This window comes from Microbulbifer variabilis (assembly GCF_052467165.1).
Genome location: NZ_CP174301.1, coordinates 462,343 through 483,774, shown reverse-complemented (window position 1 = coordinate 483,774; position 21,432 = coordinate 462,343). Strand labels below are relative to the sequence as shown.

Genomic DNA, 21,432 nt, shown 5'->3' with positions numbered 1-21,432 from the left:
TCGGGTCCGCTTAACTGCGATCCGACTACAGTGACTTACCGGTAACATGGGAACTATGTACTTTCCATCAACGTCCCCCTCCATCAAACACCCCAGGTTGATTGCCCGCGCCCTGGCCATTACCTCAATCGTTCTCAGCAGCATCGCCCAGGCCAACCCCTGGGAAGAAACTGAAAAGCCCAGCGCTCAGGCGGCCTCCAGCATTGGCACCTACACCAATGGCTGCCTTGCGGGGGGAGAAACCCTGCCCTTGCGCGGTGAGGGTTATCAACTGGTGCGCACAGGCCGCGAACGCCATTTTGCGCACCCGGATACTATCGCCTTCCTAAAAGACTTTTCGCAAAGTGTGGCACAGAATGATCTGGGCAGAATCCAGATTGGCGATATGTCCATGGCCCGCGGCGGCCCCTTTGGCAGCGGTGGGCATAGCAGCCACCAAACCGGCCTGGATGTGGATATCTGGTACTCCCAGGATCGGCGTGCTGCCAAGCGACCACTCACGCAGTGGGAGCGCGATAATATCTCCGCTATTCCTCTGGCAGATGCAAAAAAACATCGCCTTATTGACGAAAACTGGGATGAGCGAGTCCCCAAAATCCTGCGTATGGCAGCAGAAGACCAGAGGGTGGAACGTATCTTTGTACATCCCACAATCAAGCGCCAGTTGTGTGAAGTTGTGGGCAGGGATAACGAATGGCTGCGCAAAGTGCGCCCCTGGTGGGGACATAACTATCACTTCCATGTACGCTTGGCTTGCCCCGAGGGAAGCAGCGATTGCAAACCCCAGGCACCGGTGCGAACAGATCCCTGTGGCAACGACCTGGACTGGTGGTTTAGCGAGGAATTCTACGCAATACTAAACGGCACCAAGCCCCAACCGACAAAGCCCAAACCTAAGACGATGCCGCAGCAATGCCAGCAGGTACTATTGGCACCCCCTGCCGGCACCACGACGGAATAAATCTATGATCAACACTTTGCTTATCTGTGGCGGTGGCGGCAGCGAGCACGAAGTGTCCCTGCGTACCGCGGATTTTATTGAAGCGCAGCTGACACAAGCCGAAGATATTGCCCTGAAGCGGGTGGAAATGGATGCAAGTGGCTGCCTCACCGATAAACAGGGCCGGGTTTACCATATCTTTTACGACCGCAAGATTCGTGATGAAGAGGGCAATGCCTGGAACGTCGATTACGTTATTCCCTCCATCCACGGTTACCCCGGTGAGACAGGTGACCTGCAATCCCAGCTGGATATGTTTGGTATCCCCTACTTCGGGTCCGCACCTGAAGCCAGCAAAATTTGCTTTAACAAAATCAAAACCAAGATGTGGCTGAGTGCGCTGGGAATAGACAACACACCCTATCTTTTTTTGCACAGCATGGAAGCTGAGGAGCTGAATAAAGCTCACGCAGCGCTGGAGGAGTGGGAGGCGATATTTGTAAAGGCCTCCAACCAGGGTTCCTCAGTAGGTTGCTTCAAAATTACTCGCAAGGAAGAATTAGTAAGCGCAATTGAAGAAGCCTTTACTCTCTCCCCCTATGTTTTGGTAGAAAAAGCCTTGAATGCGCGTGAACTGGAAGTGGCAGTCTATACCTTTGAGCAAGAGCTAATCGCCACTCGTCCCGGCGAAGTACGCGCTCCATCAGATACTTTTTACACTTATAAGGAAAAATATGCTGCTGGCAGCCGCGCTGAAACTTTTATTGAAGCGGAGGGACTGAGCGAAGAACAGCTGGAATGGATTCGAGAAGTTTCGATGCGTACTTTTAAAGCCTTAAAGCTAAAAGATTTGTCCCGTATCGACTTTTTCCTGACCGATAATAACGAGCTTTACCTCAATGAGGTAAACACTTTTCCAGGTATGACACCCAACTCCATGTTCCCAAAAATGATGGAGAACTATGGCCACGATTTTACCGAATACCTGACAGGCCTGATTCGTGCTGCAGTATCTGAATCGATACAGGATCGGTAGTTAGAAAATAGTTATTAACCGTTCGAAATCTGAAAAACCAAAAGGGGCAATAGGCCCCTTTTTATATCTGACATTTATTTTACTTTTTCAATCTATCTGCCAATCAGAGGTGTAACCATCCCTGCTGCCTGCGCCGAGAGAACTGACCACGCAAGAATTCCATTTGGTCACCTCGAATACGCTCACTGTTAATTAGCGCCAGGTATTCCGCCGCATTTGGGCAAAATGGCAATGCCAATAATTCCATATCAATGTCTTCCAACAAATGACTTCCTTTGTGCTGATTACAACGCCTGCAAGCTGTTACCACATTTTCCCAGGAATCCAAGCCTCCTTTGGATACAGGCATAACATGATCACGGGTCAGATCGATAGATTTAAAGGGCACGCCACAGTACAGGCAGGTGTGAGCATCACGAAAAAATAGCGCCCGGTTTGTCAGTGGAGGTCGGATGCGCGGGCGCGCCATTCTGGCACCACCACAGGCAATGATTGCCGCCAGATCCAATGTGGAACGCTTACCGCTACGATTGAAACCACCACGTACCCGCTGCACAATCCCCCCGAGTGACCATGTGACCAAATCCCGCACATACAGGCAGGAAGCCTCCTGCCATGTAAGCCATTCCAGTGGCTGCCCTGCCAAATTCAGGCGTAAAATTCTTGCTTGCATGACCTCGCCTCCCCGCAGTCAAACGGAAAAACCCGACTCATACCGAAAGTCATCACAGCCAGCAGGCTAAATAATTTTAAAAATTGGCTGTTTGTATACAGGCAACCTTGATAGGTCGGATAGAAAGGTTTGGGGTGGAATTCAATCTGTAAGAGAGATTTCAGTGTTGAAAAAATAAAAACTATGACAGGAAAAGTGCAATAACCTGCTAATAATTTCACCGACAAGAAAACAGCACCCCAACAACTCGATGATGTCTGGGGCAAAATGGGCACTGCTGAAAGTAGATTACTGAATGCGCCACCCTCCGCCAGCCCGAGCAATTTTGGCCGGCCTATCATTATTAAAGCGGATAAATATTACAAATTCCAGACAGCTGAAGCCACCATCAAGAGTAAACTCACTCTCTTAAACCGTCCGAGGAGTGGAAAAGAAAAACATTAATAGATTTTATTTAAATAAAAATATGAGGAAGTTTGGGCACAATAATTAAAACACCGCCCAGGCAATCCGGCCCGGGCGGTGCGTCTCACAGGATGGTGCCCATATCCTTAGGGCGAGCGGCGCAATCCATTTATCCTTTGCCGCAGAGGTGCAGTCCCTTTTGCGTCCCTGCCAGTTAATTATGGACATCAAGCGAGAAAAAAGTAGGGGTAATCTGCTGAAATTTGTGTAAGACATATCTCACAAAGTGAAATATTTCCTTCACAAAGGAGGGGGAGACCCTGTAGACACGCTGTGGTAAAACAAGGGTAATTAGGTGAGCGCGGCCACTATAAACACCTTTATTTCAAGTGCAATCCAATTAGGGAAAATAACGTTGAAATATACGCTAATTTTTTTGCTTATCTTTACCGCTGTAGTTTCAGGCGCCTTATCCGCAGTTGCTTCAGGAATAAGTGTTCCTTGGCGCCAACTTTTTGGTGGCATTAAAACTACCGAGCAGCAGGTTTTAAGTGGGCTCTCAAACGCTCAGGGATACAATCTTCAACTATTTGCCGACGATGTTCCCGGGGCACGCTGGCTGGTGATCACCCGCTCAGGCGACATCCTCGTCTCGCAGCCAAAAAAGGGACAGGTATCTCTGCTATCCCCAGACCGTAACGGCGACGGACAAGCGGATGCCCAGCGGGTATTAATCGATAACTTAAACCGGCCCCACGGTCTAGCTCTACATGAAAACTGGCTTTATATCGCAGAGAGCGATGCCGTTGGGCGGGTTCCACTCGATCATTCCGATGGGCGCCTTGCTGGAAGTTACCAAAGGATTATCGAAAACCTGGAGGACAGCGGTCACTGGACCAAAACCATTGAAATGGGTCCAGACGGCTGGCTGTATCTGAGCAGCGGTTCCAGCTGCAACGTCTGCATCGAGAAAGACCCACGGCGCGCCACGATAATGCGTATGCGGCCAGATGGCAGTGACTTTAAAATCCTTGCCACTGGACTTCGCAATAGCGTTGGATTCGACTGGTCCCCAAAAGATGGCGGTTTATATGCCACAGACAATGGCCGCGACTGGCTCGGCGACGACCTCCCACCCGATGAGCTCAACCTAATTCGGCCAGACAAGTTCTATGGCTGGCCCTATGCCTATGGAGACCGGATACCCGACCCAGATTTCATTGGTGATGAAAACCCGACAGTAAAAGAGATGATCGCATCCTCAGTTCCTCCGGTACACGAATTTGCCGCACACAATGCGCCATTGGGTATTCGCTTCCTGCGCAGCCCGGAACAACCGGAAGACTACCGGGGGGCAGCTCTCGTAGCCCTGCACGGCTCTTGGAATCGCAGCGTCAAAGACGGTTACAAAGTGGTATCCCTACACTGGGATGAAAGTGGGGATATCACCCAGCGGGATTTCCTTTGGGGGTTTCTCAGTGACGATCGCAAAGAAGTTTCTGGTCGACCAGTGGCCATTGCTGAAGATAGCCAGGGCTCAATTTATATTACCGACGACTACGCCGGGGCGATTTACCACCTGTCTCCCGGTAGCATGCTAAAAGCCTCGGCCCCCTATCCTCTCAAGGTCACTAATAATACTCCCAGAAAACCACCTACAATAGACTCCGACGCCGCTCGCGAAGGCAAAGCCCTCTACCAGGAACATGACTGCGCTCATTGCCACCAACAACAAGTGCCCTTGAAAGAACTGAGCAAAAAATACACCTTGGAGACACTTGCCAGTTATTTCGATGCACCGACGCCTCCTATGCCTAGATACAACTTTACGGATCAGCAGAAAAAAGCACTGGCCCATTACCTGTTATCTCTCGAGGCCCTGAGATAGCTCAGCTACTAGGAAGCGAGTGCACTCTAATTGACCCTTGTCGCGCCAGCGGCTAAGGTTGCCTCGGAATTAAGAGGCGATGCTATGGCGGCAAAGAAAAAATCAGCAACTTTTGAAGAAAGCCTGGAGGCCCTGGAAGAATTGGTGGAACGCCTTGAGGCCGGAGACCTGCCTCTTGAAGAGGCCCTGGCTGACTTCGAACGTGGAGTAAAGCTCACCCGTGAGTGCCAGAAAAAACTGGCCAGCGCCGAGCAGAAGGTCAAACTGCTGATGGAAGAGAGCGGTAATATTCGCGAGCTACCATTCGATACCGATGATTCCGCGGATGATGCCTGAGTGAGTAGTAAAACCGCACCCGTAACACTGCGGGCCTTTCTCCATGATGCAGCCACAAGGGTTGAAGCACGAATCAAGGAAGTCCTCAAGCAACCTGCCCCCAATGCCGAAAAACTCTTTGAGGCTATGCGCTATGCCGCATTGGGCCCAGGCAAACGCCTGCGTCCGGCCCTGGTATATGCCAGTGCCAAAGTCTTTTATGGAGTAGATTTTGATCCAGCTAAATGTGATGCAACCGCGGCGGCCCTAGAGTGTATCCACGCCTACTCCCTGGTCCACGATGACCTACCAGCAATGGATGACGACGATCTGCGCCGGGGCCGCCCTACCTGCCATATCGCCTTTGACGAAGCCACAGCAATCCTTGCCGGCGATGCGCTTCAAACCCAAGCATTTGAACTGCTACTGGCAGATAACACTGAGCCTGCACTCAAGTTACAACTTTTACAGGAGCTGACGACAGCGTCTGGCAGCCGGGGAATGGTTGCGGGCCAGGCTATCGACCTGGACTCTGTAAACAAAACCCTTACTCTGGAACAACTGGAGCCTATGCATCGCCTGAAAACTGGCATGCTGATCTGCGCCAGTGCACGAATGGGTGCTCTACTCGGTGGCGCCAACAGTGTCCAGCTACAAACTATTAGTCACTATGCGCAAGCTATTGGCCTGGCTTTCCAGGTACAGGACGATATCCTCGATATCACTGCAGATACTGAGGTTTTAGGTAAGCCCCAGGGTGCAGACGCGCTGCTGAACAAACCTACTTATGTCTCCCTTCTTGGCGTAGACGGCGCTCGGGAGAAGTTGCAGGGACTGCACAACCAGGCCCTTGATGCCCTGGTTACACTGCCTGGCGATACCTCATTACTGCGAGAGCTCGCTGATTATATCGTCCAGCGCAGCCACTAGAGTGGGGCGTCCGTCCCCCTTTGGGATGCAATATGCCTGTCACGGGCATACAATCCCCCTCACTATCATTATCTGTAGCCATTGATACGATTGATGCTCGAAGACATTCCACGCTCACGCCCTCATACGCCGCTGCTCGACTCTATCGACGAGCCAGCCCAACTGCGCGCGCTTGACGAACGCCAGTTGCCCGAACTCGCCAACCAGCTGCGCGAATACCTGTTGTACTGTGTCGGCCAAACCGGCGGACACTTCGGCGCCGGTCTCGGCGTGGTGGAACTGACTATCGCCCTCCACTATATCTATAACACTCCAGAAGACCGCCTGGTGTGGGATGTAGGCCACCAGACCTACCCGCACAAGATTCTCACAGGTCGCCGCGAACAGATGCTCACCATGCGCCAGCAGGGCGGCCTATCAGGCTTCCCCAAGCGCAGCGAGAGCCCCTACGACACTTTCGGAGTCGGTCACTCCAGTACCTCTATCGGCGCGGCCCTGGGTATGGCCCTGGGCTCCCCCGATGAGCGTAAAGTCGTAGCGGTTATCGGAGACGGCGCCATGACCGCAGGTATGGCCTTCGAGGCGCTCAATCACGCATCTCATACCGGTCGGGATATGTTGGTTGTTCTCAATGACAACAGTATGTCGATCTCGAAAAACGTCGGCGGACTGGCCACCTATTTTGCCAAGATCCTTGCCAGCAAGACCTACCTCAATATGCGCGAGGGCAGCCGCAAGATCCTGTCTGCGATACCCAAGGCCTGGCAGCTGGCACGACGTACAGAAGAGCACGTCAAGGGCATGATTACCCCTGGTACACTTTTCGAGGAACTGGGATTCAACTATGTCGGCCCACTGGACGGCCATAATATGCACGATCTGGTGCACACCCTGCGCAACCTGCGCAGCCAGCCCGGTCCCCAGCTACTGCATATAGCCACTACCAAAGGCAAGGGCTTCGGTCCGGCGGAGGCCGACCCTGTCGGATACCATGCACTGAACAAACTGGAACCGGAGAGTAAAGTTCAAGTTGCAGTGCCAGGCAAAAAGAAGCTGCCCAAATATCAGGATATCTTCGGCCAGTGGCTGTGTGACACTGCCGCCCAGGATGAGCGGCTTATAGCTATTACACCCGCCATGTGTGAGGGCTCCGGCATGGTGGAGTTTTCCAAACGTTTTCCACAGCGCTTCCAAGACGTAGCCATTGCCGAGCAGCACGCTGTTACTCTCGCCGCCGGCCTCGCCTGCGAGGGCCAAAAGCCGGTTGTGGCCATTTACTCTACTTTCCTGCAGCGCGGCTATGACCAAATGGTGCATGATGTTGCCATCCAAAACCTGGATGTCACCTTCGCCATCGACCGCGCCGGCCTTGTTGGTGAAGATGGCCCAACCCATGCAGGCAGCTTCGATCTGACCTTTATGCGCTGCCTGCCCTATCTCGCCATCGCAGCGCCCAGCGACGAAAACGAGTGCCGCCAGTTACTGTATACCGCCTACTGCCACAATGGTCCCGCCGCTGTGCGTTATCCGCGCGGTACCGGCATGGGCGCTACGATCGAAGAAGAGATGCGAGAGCTTCCCATCGGCAAGGGCCGTTTACTCCGCGAGGGCAGCGGCGTGGCGATATTGAATTTCGGTACCCTGCTAGCCCCCGCTATGGCAGCTGCGGAGCGCCTTGGCGCCACTCTCGCCGATATGCGCTGGGTCAAACCATTGGATGAGTCGCTCATTGACGAGCTGGCGGATAGCCACCAATTGCTGGTGACCATCGAAGAGAACACCATTGCCGGTGGAGCCGGCAGCGCAGTGCTTGAGTACCTTAATACTACTGCCAGAACCATGCCTGTATTGCAGTTAGGTCTGCCAGACCAAATTATCGAGCACGGTAAGCATAAGGACCTGCTTGCCGGAATCGGTCTTGATGCTGCCGGAATTGAGGAGCAGATACATCGCCGACTGCAGATGCTTAACCAACACAACTTCAAGGGGCGCACGGCAGCGGCCAACTAATCGGGTTCGTTCCAGGACCTTCCCAGTCCAACGAACCAATAACTTCAATAGTGTGTCCAGCTTTATTCAGGTACTGCGGGCGCGACTGGGGCTTTTTACTGGCCCTTTTTCTATCAATTTCTGCTTGGATTCGGGGGAAAGATGTCGTTTTTTAAAAAAGCCCTTGTCACTTCCATAGGCCTGCTTGCCAGTTTCAGTGCTACCGCCATGGACCAGAAAGCTTTCAGAAAGGCCTTTAAAGCCCTTCCCTCTGAGAATGCCTCGGAGCAGTTGATAGCTTTGCAAGACTTCCGCTACCGGTGGATTATGGAAAGCTATCCCAGCATGGCCACCTACGAAGGCTACCCCGGACAGAATGACCGCTGGGTGGACAACTCAAAGAGAGGCATCGAAGTTCGGCAGGAACAGACCCGTCGACTTTTAGGTGCTACTCGCAATCTAGATGCCAGCGAGTTGCCCGAAAAGCAACAACTGGACTACCAGTTGCTTTACCAGGATTTACTCGGTGAAGTAAAAGGCTTCCAGTTTCCCGATCACCTACAGCCTGTGACCCATATGAGCGGTATCCAGCGCAGCGTGCCAGCTGTGCTAATTAGTATGCCGCGCCGCTCGGTGGCCGATTACGAGGATATCCTGGCTCGATTGGAGAAGCTGCCAACCCTGGTTGAGCAAACCCAGGAATTGATGCGTGAGGGACTCAGGAGGGAAATTACTCCACCACAGATTACCCTCCGTGATTTACCGAGGCAGATCCGCGCCCTGATTCCAGCAACTCCGGAACAGAGCCCGCTGCTCAAGGTCTTCGCAGACATGCCAAAGGGCATTCCGGTTGCCAGGCAACAGAGCCTGCGCCAACGTGCTCTGGATATCTACAACAAGCAGTTAATGCCGGCCTGGCGGAAAATGGCTGAATTTATCGAGCGTGACTATATCCCCGGTGCGCAGAAAAATATCGCTCTTAGCAGCCGCAATGACGGCCTGCGCTGGTACGCCTATAAGGTTGAGCAAAACACCACTACAGAACTAAGCCCTGAGGAAATCCACCGCATAGGGTTGGCCGAAGTCAAGCGTATCCGTGCAGAGATGCAAGCTGTCATGCAAAAGACTGGCTTCCAGGGAGATTTCAAGGCCTTTACCGAATTCCTGCGCACTGATCCACGCTTTTACCACACCAGCCGTGAGGCCCTGTTAAGAGACTACCGGGATATTGCCAAGCGCATCGATGGCGAGCTGCCCGCGCTGTTTGGCACCCTGCCCAGATTGCCCTATGGAGTTAAACCCATTCCCAGCTACTCGGAGCAGTCACAAACCACGGCCTATTACCTGCCAGGCTCCAACGAGGCTGGCCGCGCAGGTATTTTCTTTGCCAACACCTACAACCTGCCCAGCCGGCCCAAGTGGGAAATGGAGGCGCTGACGGTACACGAGGCAATGCCTGGCCATCACTTACAGATTGCCCTGGCCCAGGAGCAAAGTGATATTCACCCACTGCGACGCATGGCTCTCTATACCGCTTTTGTGGAAGGCTGGGGCCTCTACTCCGAGAGCCTCGGATATGACCTGGGTTTGTACAAAGATCCCTATAGCGAGTTTGGTGCACTGACCTACGATATGTGGCGCGCCGTGCGCCTGGTTGTAGACACCGGCATGCATCAACTGGGCTGGAGCCGTGAGCAGGCAATTGACTATTTTATGGAAAATAGTGCCAAGCCTCTGCACGATGTCACCGTGGAAATTGATCGCTACCTGGTTTGGCCAGGACAGGCACTGGCCTATAAATTAGGGCAGTTAAAAATTAAAGAGCTACGTGCAAAAGCAGAAGAAGAGCTAGACAATAATTTTGACATCCGCAGCTTCCACGACGCCCTTCTTGGCGCCGGCGCGCTGCCCTTAAATATTCTCGAGACACGAATGAACAGCTGGATTGAAAGTCAGGGCTCTGCATCGGCTCAGGCTTCTCCCCCAGCAACATCGCAAGCATCGGCGGGCTAGAGAAACTAAAAGGGCAGGAATTCCCTGCCCTTTTTTATGACTGAAGTCTCCGCTAAAAGCCCTCTAATCACCACTCGGAAGATACTGACAAATATATTGAGCGTGGCTCCCCTGGAAAGTATCTGTCCCCAACAAAGCTGCTGTAGTCCGCTCGCTCTGCGTAGGCCTTATTGGTAAGGTTTAACGCCCTTATAGAAAGAGCCCAGCGATCAAATACCCACTCGGCCCGCAGGTTCAATAAATTGTGCCCGGAATATTCATGCTGATTTTGGGGATCTGTGAAGTAGCGCGCCTGATGTAACCATTCCAGCTCAGCGGTTATCTCTTGCCGGGGTTGCCATTGCAGGCGGTAGCTACCGAAAGCCCTGGGGGCTGAATCCACAAGATTACCATCCAGTAACACTCCCTGCAGCTCTCGCTCATCACGGTAGCGGTGCTCCGCATAACTGGAGGATGTCTCCAGTCGCCAGCTCTGGGCAAATGCATAGCCAAGCGCCATCTCCACACCGCGATGTGAGGTTTTCCCACTGGATTGGTTAAAGTACTCCGTATCCCGAAAAATTACATTGCGCTTGCGCATTCCATAAGCCACAAGTTCATAGGAAAGGTGCTCTTTAAGAATTCGCACCCCCAGTTCAATACTGCTGATTTGTTCAGAATCCAATTCGGCAACAGTTTGTTCTCGCTGTAAACGATAAAGTTCTGTTGCTTGGGGAACCCGATGTCCTTGGGCCATATTGACAAAAAACTGCAAGCCAGGTTTGAGATCGTAAGTAGCTCCTAGTTTGGGCGACCAATTCTGGAAGCTGTCTTTGCGGTCTTCTGGCCGGCTAAACCTACAGCCACCAAAGCCACAAGGGAGACCATCCTCGGCCGTACGGCCAGACAGCATTTTATTGTTGTAGTCATACTGTACCGATTCTAAACGTACGCCGCTGTAGAGCTTTAAAGTATCGGTAGCATTCCAGGTAGCCAAAGTAAAAGGCGCAACGCTGTAAGCATCTACTTGATAGTCATAGTGCTTACCTACGGGGATAGTCTCCCGTAAAAAAACCGATCCCTCTGTTGGCTCTTTCTGGAGTTCTCGTAAATAGCCTTGGGTAAATTCCATATCTAGCCCCATTACTATTTCCAGGTTGCCTGCCCTGGTAAAGAAATAGCTGCTTCGCAGGCCGATACTCTCCTGGCCATTTTCTTCCAACGCCTGCCCCGGTAAATAGTGCTGTAGAAAACGCATATCTGTTTTTCTAAGATAAGGGGCCAGTGATAGCTTTTTTCCCGAGCCCAAATCAATATCGAGAATAGAGTAAAGCCGTACCGCGGAGGCATCGCGGAATGCTTCTGGGTTCGGGTTTTCCCTGTCCCTCCGATCATCCCGATAGACATTGTGTCCTTCGATATAACCCGCTGTTTCCTGATTTAAATTCGTGACTGCCAGACGAGAACGGATCTGTGTCTGCGCTGTAGAAACAGAGTGCAAAAGACTGAGCTTTTGCTGGTCATAACCAGAATGGTCCCTATAACCCCCATCAGATGCCAGGGAAAGATCTGCTCGTACTCTGCCTTCGTTAGAAAGATCAGATTCAGCTGAAATACTGGTTCGATAGTAATCATGGGGGCCACCTTCAAAACCTAAAGTTCCAGAAAAGGCTTTTGTATTTTCTTCAATTTCCGGACTCAGAATATTCACGACACCATGCATAGCGTTGGAACCATACAGAGTGCCGGCTGGTCCGCGAATAACTTCAACTCGCTGTGCCACTTCACTATGGGATTCAAACAACTCATTTATATTGCAGAATCCATTTGCCCGCAGAGGGATGCCATCCTCCATTGTCAGCACACTGCCACAGGCTCCAGCCCCTGACAGTACTGGCGAACGCAATGCGGGCAAATATTCCAGACCGTTGCCTCTTGCCACATTGGCCCCAGGGACTCGCGCTAAACTTTGCTGGATATGATTGTGCTTAATCAGCTTTAATTCCTGACCGGCAACCATAGAGAAGCTTTCAGGATACTCCTGAAGCTGTTTTTCAACACGACTAGCTGTAACGACGACAGATTCGATATTCGCTTGGTCGGACCAAGCCACCTGGCTGACCGATAATAGTATTAGCCCCAAACTCTTGATTTTTTTTAACATGCTTCCAGCTTGATTCTCCTTCGATTACAGTCAACCATACAGGACCTGGGCAGAGTTTTCCCATTCTCTCCCTTCCCACTATCAAATTCCCCTTTCCGCCTTAGCCTATCAAGCTCCCAGTCAAAACCTGTGCCAATGTAAAAACACGCAGTAGCGACACCCCACCGGCATATTAGTCGATCAATTTTCTCTAAACTCTTAAGTAAAGTGGCAGTTAGCTATTCTCCGACCTAACCTCCAAAAGGAGAATGAAATAGGAATTTTTTAAAAATTACGTTTTAAAGAGGAAAAGCATGGCCTGGTTCTACCTATTGTTGGCTGGTCTTTGTGAGATTGGTTGGGTACTGGGGCTGAAAATATCCCAGGAGGTATCTACCCGCCTGCTGGGTGTTGTAATGGCTGTTGTGTTTATTGGCCTCAGCGGATTTTTACTGTGGTTGGCCCAGCGGGAAATCCCCATTGGAGTTTCCTATGCGGTTTGGACAAGTATCGGTGCGGCCGGTGCCTTTCTGATGGGAATCGTTTTCTTTGGTGAGACGGCCAGCCTCGGTCGATATCTCGGAGTACTGCTAATTATCGTCGGGGTTGTCACATTAAAACTGGCTCGCTAGCTTACATAACAGTTTTGAAGGGCTGCTAATGCTGCCCTTCTATCCCTGGTTGCATACCACTTATAAAAATTAGAGATTCAGGAGTTACTTTCAATCCTCCCCGTGATACTTGCGCTTACGCGCCTGGTTTTGCACAGATCGATACATCTGGGATAGCGCTCTCTCCCCCGCCCGTTTCTGCGCCAGAGTTTGACCGTTACGGCTTAGTTCCTGTTGCAGTTTTTGCCAATTGCGCAAGCGCCGATCATCCAACGAACCGCCCGTTATCGCCTCTTGTACCGCACAGCCTGGCTCTGACTGGTGCCGGCAGTCAGAGAAGCGACACTCCCTGGCCAAGGCCTCAATATCGGAGAAAGTCTCCGCCACGCCACCTTCAACATGCACCAACCCCAGCTCCCGCATCCCAGGACTATCGAGTAACAACGCTCCCCAACTCAGGGAGTGAAGAGAGCGTTTCCGTGTGGTGTGGCGCCCTTTGCTGTCAGCTTCACGAATGGTCCCAGTCTCAGCCAGAGATTCGCCAGACAGCGCATTTAGCAAAGTGGACTTACCCACTCCAGAAGAACCTAACAGCGCGATAGTTTCCCCAGGTAAGCACCACTGGCGCAGCTGTGCCACGCTCTCTCGATCCAGGCTATTTACCATTGCAACAGGTAATTCACCGAATGGGCGCAATGCCTGAAGAAAAGAGGCAGTATCTTCACACAGGTCGGCCTTAGTCAGTATCAGGTGGGGGCGGCAACCGGACTCCCGTGCCAGAGCCAAATAGCGCTCAATACGTGAGAGGTTAAAGTCCTCATTCAGGGACGAAACAATAAAAACACTATCGACATTGGCAGCGATCATCTGCACCTGATGCCCCCCAGGTGCCATGCGCTCAAACTGGCTGCTGCGGCTCAACAAACGCACAAAATATCCACTGCTCTTCTCTAACAACAACCAATCCCCCACCGTCGGCAAATTAGCCACAAGACTCCCGGTTAGGGGAAGGGACACAGCCCCCTGCTCGCCGGCCAATTCCAGGCGACCGCGGTGTACAGCCATAACCCGCAGCGGCAAACACTGTTCGAGTTCTTCGAGCGTCACCTGCTGTTGGAAAAAAGACTTCCAACCGAGCTTTTGTAGCGGAGAAGCTTCCCGCTCAATTTTGATAGATGGGGATTTAGTGCCGAATCTATTAACAGACCGGCGGGTAAAGTGAGATTTACTCAAGATTGAAACCCTCTGGGCGCAACAAAGCACCAAGCGACCGCAGATACGCGGCCAACAGAGCTTTCTCAGGGAAAGCCCGACGTCTAGGAATCTATCGCCGGGCGTGGGCAGCTGGAGGCTGCTACTGGACCCGACGGAGGGTTGCAACAATCATCAATCATCCTCCGCAGTTATTGAGTTCTGGACTCCGCCATAGTACCTGGCGGGTTATGGGCAAATTAGCACTACCCGGGGATAGGAGCAAGGATAATCCCGGGAAGCCTCTTAGTAATTGCCCCGCCACAAAAAGCAAAGCCGGCAAAAGCCGGCCTTCGAATCCGATTACAGCGAGTGCATCACCTTTCTCGACTCACCATAACCCGATCAGTTGAGTATAGATCCGGCTTTTTCTTTCGCCATCGCGTTTACTCGAGAAGCATCTTCTCCTGCGGGTGTTTCCACCAAGTGACGAATTTATAAAGGTTTTATGACACCCCCAACCACCTCCCCCAGACCTCCACCTCCTCGGGGTGGGAGGCCGTCAATGCGTGACTGCGATTCAATACCAATTGAGAGAACCGCAACAAGTACAAAAAAAATGGGAAGCGCTATGCCAACAACAAAATTTACAGGGCCCGGCACAAGGGCGGGGCTGATTCTGGGGGCAGTCTTCTGCTCCATCCAATTACCGGTTTGGGCATCTGATACACCAGATCCCACAGAGGTCAATATTCCCGGCAACCTACAAAGCCAACTGGGCTGCGATGGCGACTGGCAACCAGGTTGTGTCGCCACCCTGCTCCGCTATGACAGCGAAGACGACAAATGGCAAGGCAGCTTTTGGATACCCGCCGGCAACTGGGAGTACAAAGCCGCTCTCAACAACAGCTGGGATGAAAATTATGGCTCGGGCGGCCAACGGGACGGCGGTAATATTTCCCTCAGCCTGGATGAGGCCCGCGAAGTTAAATTTATCTACGACCACGAGACTCACTGGATCACCGACAACCACAATAGCGTGGTCACCGCTGTAGCCGGAAACTTCCAATCCCTGCTGGGGTGCCCGGGAGACTGGCAACCCGGTTGCCTGCGCAGCTGGATGCAGGATGCCGATGGAGATGGCACCTACACCTATATCACCTCAGCGCTTCCTGCCGGTTCCTATGAATTCAAGGTAGCCCTGCACGAAGGCTGGGAGGAGAGCTACGGCAACAATGGGGCCAACGTCAGCTTTACCGTGGCTGCCGATTACGACGAAATCTACTTTGCTTTTGACTCGAATAGTAAAGAAATCACCGTCAGCAGTGATGGCTTCGCCAAGGGTGACCTGAGCAGCGATAAAGCGCACTGGGTGGATAGCAGCAGCTTTGCCTGGGATATCCAGGTGCAGGAAGGCACCAAGGTTAAATTGCACTACAGCAACAGCGCCGAGCTAAAACTGGAGGACGGTGATATCCGTTCCGATGGCACCATCGATCTCACCCCTCTCGCCACCCTGCCCGACAGCGCCCAACAAAAATTCCCACACCTGGCCAGTTTCAGTGCCTGGCAATTGCCAGGGCAGGCCTCCACCAGTGATCTGGTCGCCCAGCAGCTCGCCCTCGCCGCTTACGATGCGGAGGGCAACTTACTGGATGCGACTGGTGTGCAGATGGCAGGTGCGCTCGATGACCGCTTTTACTACGACGGTGAACTCGGTGCCCGTGTCGGCGAGGAGAGTATCCAACTCGATCTTTGGGCACCCACCGCACAGGCAGTAAAGCTGCACCTGTTTACAGACTCCAGCAGCGATAGCGCCGATCAGGTGGTATCCATGCTGCGCGATGAATCTACCGGGGTTTGGAGTGCCGATATCGATAAGCAGTGGGACCGCAGCTTTTACCTCTACGAGGTCGAGGTGTACTCCTACTTCAGCCGCCAGATTGAAACCAACCTGGTCACCGACCCCTACTCCCTGAGTCTCTCCATCAATAGCGGCAAAAGCCAGATCGTCAACCTGGATGACCGGGACCTGAAGCCGCGCGGTTGGGACCGCCTGCGCAAGCCCAAGTTAACCCAACCGGAAGATATCAGTGTCTACGAGCTGCACGTACGCGATTTCAGTATTGCGGATCAAACTGTCCCCGAAGCAGAGCGCGGCACCTTCAAGGCTTTCACCCGCAAGCACAGCGACGGCATGCGCCACCTCAATAAACTGGCCCGCGCCGGCCTCACCCATATCCACCTGCTGCCGGCCTTTGACTTTGCCACAGTCAATGAGGATCGCACGCAGCAGCAGCAAACCCCGGACCTCTCAGACTACGCATCGGACAGCAGCGAGCAGCAGGCCCAGGTGGATTCTGTTCGCGATACCGATGGCTTTAACTGGGGCTACGATCCATTGCACTACACGGTCCCCGAAGGCAGCTATAGCAGCGCTCCCGATGGACCTGCGCGCATTCGCGAATTCCGTCAAATGGTGCAAGGGTTATCCCACTCCGGCCTACGGCTGGTGATGGACGTGGTTTACAACCACACCAGCTCCTATGGCCAATACGACAACTCCGTACTCGATAAAATCGTCCCCGGCTATTATCACCGCCGCAATCTGGAGGGCGGTGTGGAAATGAGCAGCTGCTGCGCAAATACCGCCAGTGAGCACGCAATGATGGAAAAGCTGATGATCGATTCCCTGGTCACCTGGTCCCGGGCCTATAAGGTGGACAGCTTCCGTTTCGATCTGATGGGACACCACAGCCTCGACAATATCCTCAAGGCGCAAGCGGCATTGCAATCACTGACCCCGGCAGCCGATGGTGTCGATGGCAACGCTATCTACCTGTACGGCGAGGGCTGGAATTTTGGCGAGGTGGCTGACGATGCTCGCTTTGTACAGGCCCGCCAGGGCAATATGGCGGGCAGCGGTATAGGCACTTTTAACGATCGCCTGCGCGATTCCGTGCGTGGCGGCAACCCCTTCGGAGGCTTTGAGGAGCAGGGCTTTGGTACCGGTCTGTTCACCGACAGCAACGGCAAGTTTGAGGGAGAAGATGAGCGTGCCACACTGCTAACCCTGGCAGATAAAGTCCGCGTTTCCCTCGCCGGCAACCTAGCGGATTATCCTTTTGAAGATGCCAACGGCAATATCATTACCGGCAGCGAGCTGGACTATAACGGCCAGCCCACCGGCTATACCGCCGACCCGCAGGAATCCATTAATTATATTGCCGCCCACGACAACGAGACGCTGTTCGACGGAGTACAGATCAAAGCCAGCGACAGCGCCGACTTGGCTGAACGAGTGCGTATCCAGGCATTCAGTAATTCCCTGGTTCTGTTCGCCCAGGGAGTGCCGTTTATCCATGCAGGCCAGGATTTCCTGCGCTCAAAGTCGATGGATCGGGACAGTTACAATTCCGGTGACTGGTTTAATGCACTGGACTTCAGCCTCGCCACCGATAATTGGGGTATAGGTTTGCCTATCGCGGATAAAAACGAAGATAACTGGTCCCTGATGCAACCTTTACTGGCAAACCCGGAATTGGCTCCCGAGCGCCGGCACCGCTTGTGGAGCTCCGCTCTATTCCGCGAGCAGCTGGCGATTCGCAACAGCTCTCCCCTGTTCCGCTTGTCTGATGCAGAGTCCGTAGAGGCACACCTCAATTTCCTCAACACCGGACCCGACCAGATTTCTGGGCTGATTGTGATGGAGTTATCCGATGCCAATGGCAACATCGATCGCCGCTTTGAACGTATTGTGGTGCTGTTTAATGGCGATGACGAATCATTGGAATTTAGCAGCGAAAACCTCATTGGTGAGTACCTGTTCAAGCACCCACGTCAGCGTCGCTCTGTAGACTCACGCCTGTACAAAGTGAAATTTGATAGGAGCAGCGGCACCTTTACTCTGCCCGGCCGAACTACCGCAGTATTTGTGCAGCCACGCCGCAGATATTAATTCTCTACAGATTAAAAAAGGCCGGATTTTCCGGTCTTTTTTTGGATTTTTTAGAAACTTTTTTCCGGCTCTCGCCAAGTAATAACCCCACAATTGTCATATTCCGCAGATTGATTTAGCTTGTGCTTAAATAATAAATAGGTGTACAAATCATGAAGCGTTTCCTTCTCTGCGGTATCGCAGTGACTCTTTTCTCTTCCTCAGTGCTGGCAGAAACCATTATCCACGCAGGCACACTCCTTGCTGTTCCCGGTAAAAAACCATTAAAAGAGCAAAGCGTAATAATCGAGGATGGCAGGATTACTTCCATCAGCCCTGGTTATGTGAACAGAGATGATGCCGAAGTCATTGATCTTAGGGACAGCTTCGTAATGCCGGGCTTAATGGATATGCACGTTCACCTGCAAAATGAGCTGGGACCCCAAAATGATTCCGAAACCCTTAAGATGTCCATGCCACTGACCCAAATGCGCTCGCAAATGTTTGGCATGCGTATTCTGAAATCTGGTTTCACCACTGTGCGCGATGCGGGTAATAGCGGTGAAGAAATGTATGCAATGCGCGATGCAATCAACAATGGCTGGGTAGATGGCCCACGTATTATTGCAGCCGGCGGAGTGGGTATTACCGGAGGGCATGCAGATATCAGTGGGGTCAGCCCCGAGTTAATGGCGTTGCATGACGACAAAACCAGAACTGTATGCGACGGCCCCTACGATTGCCGTCGTGCGACCCGTCATGCGATCAAATACGGCGCTGACTTTATCAAGATTACCTCTACCGGTGGTGTACTTACCGATCGCGCTACAGGTACCGGCCAGCAGATGGAAATGGATGAGCTAAAAGAGGTGGTCCTGGCAGCCCAGCGTATGGGGCGCAAGGTAGCCAGTCATGCGCACCAGGAAGAAGGCATTATTGCCGCATTGGAGGCTGGTGTAGACAGTATTGAGCACGGCACCTACGCGGGCCCCCGCGCCCATAAGCTATTTAAAGAAACCGGCGCCTACCTGGTTCCGACCCTTCTCGCCGGTGATACCGTGGTACAGCTGGCAAAAAATACCGATGTTTTATCTGAGGCTCAGAAGGAAAAAGCCATACGTGTTGGCACGGACATGCGCGGCAATTTCCGTAAAGCGGTCGATGCCGGAGTAAAGATTGCTTTCGGCACCGACTCAGGTGTATCCAAACACGGCATCAATGCCCGCGAGGCGGTCCTGATGAGTGAAGCCGGTATGGATAATATGGCCATCCTGCAATCCGCTACCGTTAACGCCGCCGACCTGATCGATATGAGCGATTCACTGGGCACCATTGAGTCCGGTAAGTATGCCGATATTATCGCCACCGATGGCTCGCCACTGGATAATATCGATGAACTTTTAGATGTGGATTTTGTGATGAAAGGGGGCAAGGTCTTTAAGAATTAAAAGCCTCTGAATAGTTTAAAACCGAGTTTGAAATATCCGAACTCAGCTTTAAATAATTTCTACAAAATAAAAAAGGCCGGATAACTCCGGCCTTTTTTATTGGGATACTTAAAGAGAAGTGAAAGTTAGTTTCCCTCTTTTCCTTCTTCATCCTCATTTTCAATCAAATGACCAAGCTTACCTTTCTTGGTGGACAAATACTTGGCATTGTGGGGATTGCGTCCGGATTGGTGCGGCAAGCGCTCAGTCACATTAATCCCCAAATCCTCCAACGCTTTTACTTTGCGCGGGTTATTGGTCATCAGACGAATAGCATGGATTCCCAGGTGCTCGATCATCGCTTTCAGAATAGAGTAATCCCGCATATCAGCACCAAAGCCCAACTGCTCGTTGGCTTCCACCGTATCCGCACCACAATCCTGTAGGTGGTAAGCGCGAATCTTGTTTAAAAGGCCGATGCCACGACCTTCCTGGCGAAGGTAAAAAATCGCTCCGCGCCCTTCCATCGCGATGCGATGCATCGCATGCTGTAACTGGGCACCGCAATCACAGCGCAGTGAGAAGAGCGCATCTCCGGTCAGGCACTCTGAATGAATGCGGGCTAACAAGGGTTCATTGGTGTCGAAATCCCCCATAGTGAGCACCACGTGCTCTTTACCGGTTTCCACTTCCTCGAAACCGTGCATCTCAAACATTCCCCAGGATGTGGGCAGCTTTGAGGACTCTACATATCGAATGGTCAACTTAATACCTCTTCAATTCAGTTCCGAGCACGCAATACCAGTACGCCACTCTGCTGTTCCATATCTACCCGCCCCAGAAAACTGTTTCCCAAAAGGACGACACGGGGAAAATCATCAGAGTGCACAGTGGCCGCGACATTGTGCAGTTTAATACCGCCGATAGTGACACTGCTGAGATTTATCAGGTATGCACTCGTCATCCCATTTGCAGTAGAAATGGGTATTTTTCTAGCTGAGCTGAGGTTCAAACCCAGGCGCCGCGCAGTAGGATAATTGATTGCGATACTGGTTGCTCCAGTATCCACCATCATCGGCACCCGCATTCCATTCACCCAAGCATCTGTACTGTAGTGACCTCGGCTATCAGCGGAGAGCCGCACCTCCGCCTTATCCGCTTTGGCATAGCTCGCCGCTATAGGTGCATCCAGGGTGAGTTTCTGTTCTCGACCAGCAACATTGATACGTGCGTGGCTGCTAGTTGTCTCCAGGAGAAGGACGCCTTCAGGGGATTTATCACCACTTTTCAAAATTCGCTGGCGACCATCGATTTCCAATAAGGCTCTATCGCCGAACAGGCCTCTCAATTGTACCTGCTGTGCTCCTACCTCGGCGGTAATCAGAAAGCCAAATAAGAACAGTATGTAGCTGCGCATCGCGTCTTCCTTATCCCGCTAGGCTCCCAGTATCCAGGCAGTCAGTTGCAACACCAGACCTGCGTAAACGGCAGCAAGTATATCGTCCAGCATAATCCCGATGCCACCTCGCACTTTCTTATCAGCCCAATTGATGGGTGGGGGCTTTGCAATATCAAATATGCGGAAAAGCACAAAACCATACAGGGCCCACGCCCAACCTGCAGGGGCCAAAAACATGGTAAGCCAGTAACCCACCATTTCATCCCAGACTATCCCACCGTGATCATGGACACCCAGCTTGCGAGCAGCTACACCGCATAAATAACAGCCCAGCAGGCCCGCCAGAAGAACAATCCCTAAATACCAGGCTGGCGACAGCCCCTGCATTAACCACCAAAATGGAATCGCAACTAAAGTGCCGAAGGTGCCAGGCGCCTTTGGAGCGAGGCCGGAACCAAAACCAAAGGCCAGTAGCATGGTGGGGTCACGCAGGAGCTGTGAAAAAGTCGGGTTCTTTCCACTCATAGTGTTTGTATCCAAGGCCTCTAGTGGCGTT

At 52.4% G+C, this 21,432-nt stretch carries 16 protein-coding genes; 10 read left to right on the top strand and 6 right to left on the bottom strand.

Annotation, left to right across the window (positions count from 1 at the left end):
- Positions 1 to 55 precede the first annotated feature (55 nt).
- Both mepA and ACJJIP_RS02110 read left to right on the top strand, forming a co-directional pair.
- Positions 56 to 961 carry a penicillin-insensitive murein endopeptidase gene (gene mepA, locus ACJJIP_RS02115; RefSeq protein WP_353375658.1) on the top strand — a complete coding sequence of 302 codons (906 nt, stop codon included), beginning with the start codon at positions 56 to 58 and terminating at the stop codon, positions 959 to 961.
- A gap of 4 nt (positions 962 to 965) precedes the next feature.
- A complete protein-coding gene (locus tag ACJJIP_RS02110) occupies positions 966 to 1,976 on the top strand; it encodes a D-alanine--D-alanine ligase (protein WP_353375657.1) in 1,011 nt (336 codons plus the stop codon).
- A gap of 103 nt (positions 1,977 to 2,079) precedes the next feature.
- Here the strand turns inward: ACJJIP_RS02110 and ACJJIP_RS02105 are convergent, their stop codons facing one another.
- Entirely contained in the window at positions 2,080 to 2,649 is a 570-nt protein-coding gene (locus ACJJIP_RS02105) for an HNH endonuclease (protein WP_353375656.1), read from the bottom strand.
- 820 nt (positions 2,650 to 3,469) lie between these two features.
- On the opposite strand from ACJJIP_RS02105, the gene ACJJIP_RS02100 reads away from it, so the two are divergent.
- The 5 genes from ACJJIP_RS02100 (at position 3,470) to ACJJIP_RS02080 (ending at position 10,189) form a co-directional block, all read left to right on the top strand.
- A complete protein-coding gene (locus ACJJIP_RS02100) occupies positions 3,470 to 4,942 on the top strand; it encodes a DUF7133 domain-containing protein (protein ID WP_020414525.1) in 1,473 nt (490 codons plus the stop codon).
- Positions 4,943 to 5,026: 84 nt separating this feature from the next.
- Positions 5,027 to 5,278: an exodeoxyribonuclease VII small subunit gene (locus tag ACJJIP_RS02095; RefSeq protein WP_020414524.1), complete on the top strand. Its 252-nt coding sequence runs from the start codon at positions 5,027 to 5,029 to the stop codon at positions 5,276 to 5,278.
- Entirely contained in the window at positions 5,279 to 6,187 is a 909-nt protein-coding gene (locus tag ACJJIP_RS02090) for a polyprenyl synthetase family protein (protein ID WP_020414523.1), read from the top strand.
- A gap of 93 nt (positions 6,188 to 6,280) precedes the next feature.
- Positions 6,281 to 8,197 (top strand): 1-deoxy-D-xylulose-5-phosphate synthase, encoded by a 1,917-nt coding sequence (gene dxs, locus ACJJIP_RS02085; RefSeq protein WP_444946133.1) that lies wholly within the window; start codon positions 6,281 to 6,283, stop codon positions 8,195 to 8,197.
- Between the two features lie 141 nt (positions 8,198 to 8,338).
- On the top strand, positions 8,339 to 10,189 hold the full coding sequence (locus ACJJIP_RS02080) for a DUF885 domain-containing protein (RefSeq protein WP_444946132.1): 1,851 nt from the start codon (positions 8,339 to 8,341) through the stop codon (positions 10,187 to 10,189).
- A gap of 67 nt (positions 10,190 to 10,256) precedes the next feature.
- Here ACJJIP_RS02080 and ACJJIP_RS02075 read toward each other — a convergent pair whose 3' ends face one another.
- A complete protein-coding gene (locus tag ACJJIP_RS02075) occupies positions 10,257 to 12,332 on the bottom strand; it encodes a TonB-dependent receptor (RefSeq protein WP_444946131.1) in 2,076 nt (691 codons plus the stop codon).
- Between the two features lie 293 nt (positions 12,333 to 12,625).
- Between ACJJIP_RS02075 and ACJJIP_RS02070 the strand changes: the two genes are divergently transcribed.
- Positions 12,626 to 12,943: a DMT family transporter gene (locus tag ACJJIP_RS02070; protein ID WP_020414519.1), complete on the top strand. Its 318-nt coding sequence runs from the start codon at positions 12,626 to 12,628 to the stop codon at positions 12,941 to 12,943.
- Positions 12,944 to 13,033: 90 nt separating this feature from the next.
- Here the strand turns inward: ACJJIP_RS02070 and rsgA are convergent, their stop codons facing one another.
- A complete protein-coding gene (gene rsgA, locus ACJJIP_RS02065; protein ID WP_444946130.1) occupies positions 13,034 to 14,155 on the bottom strand; it encodes a ribosome small subunit-dependent GTPase A in 1,122 nt (373 codons plus the stop codon).
- Positions 14,156 to 14,744: 589 nt separating this feature from the next.
- Here rsgA and pulA point away from each other — a divergent pair.
- Both pulA and ACJJIP_RS02055 read left to right on the top strand, forming a co-directional pair.
- Positions 14,745 to 18,071, top strand: a complete 3,327-nt coding sequence (pulA, locus tag ACJJIP_RS02060) for a pullulanase-type alpha-1,6-glucosidase (RefSeq protein WP_444946129.1) — start codon at positions 14,745 to 14,747, stop codon at positions 18,069 to 18,071.
- 152 nt (positions 18,072 to 18,223) lie between these two features.
- Positions 18,224 to 19,498, top strand: coding sequence for a metal-dependent hydrolase family protein (locus ACJJIP_RS02055; protein ID WP_444946128.1), 1,275 nt, complete (start codon positions 18,224 to 18,226; stop codon positions 19,496 to 19,498).
- A gap of 125 nt (positions 19,499 to 19,623) precedes the next feature.
- Here ACJJIP_RS02055 and ribA read toward each other — a convergent pair whose 3' ends face one another.
- The 3 genes from ribA to ACJJIP_RS02040 are packed head-to-tail and all read right to left on the bottom strand — an operon-like array spanning position 19,624 to position 21,401.
- Positions 19,624 to 20,241 carry a GTP cyclohydrolase II gene (ribA, locus tag ACJJIP_RS02050; protein ID WP_026305223.1) on the bottom strand — a complete coding sequence of 206 codons (618 nt, stop codon included), beginning with the start codon at positions 20,239 to 20,241 and terminating at the stop codon, positions 19,624 to 19,626.
- Between the two features lie 17 nt (positions 20,242 to 20,258).
- A complete protein-coding gene (locus ACJJIP_RS02045; RefSeq protein WP_444900953.1) occupies positions 20,259 to 20,894 on the bottom strand; it encodes a retropepsin-like aspartic protease family protein in 636 nt (211 codons plus the stop codon).
- A gap of 18 nt (positions 20,895 to 20,912) precedes the next feature.
- Positions 20,913 to 21,401, bottom strand: coding sequence for a phosphatidylglycerophosphatase A family protein (locus ACJJIP_RS02040; RefSeq protein ID WP_444946127.1), 489 nt, complete (start codon positions 21,399 to 21,401; stop codon positions 20,913 to 20,915).
- Between the last annotated feature and the right edge of the window lie 31 nt (positions 21,402 to 21,432).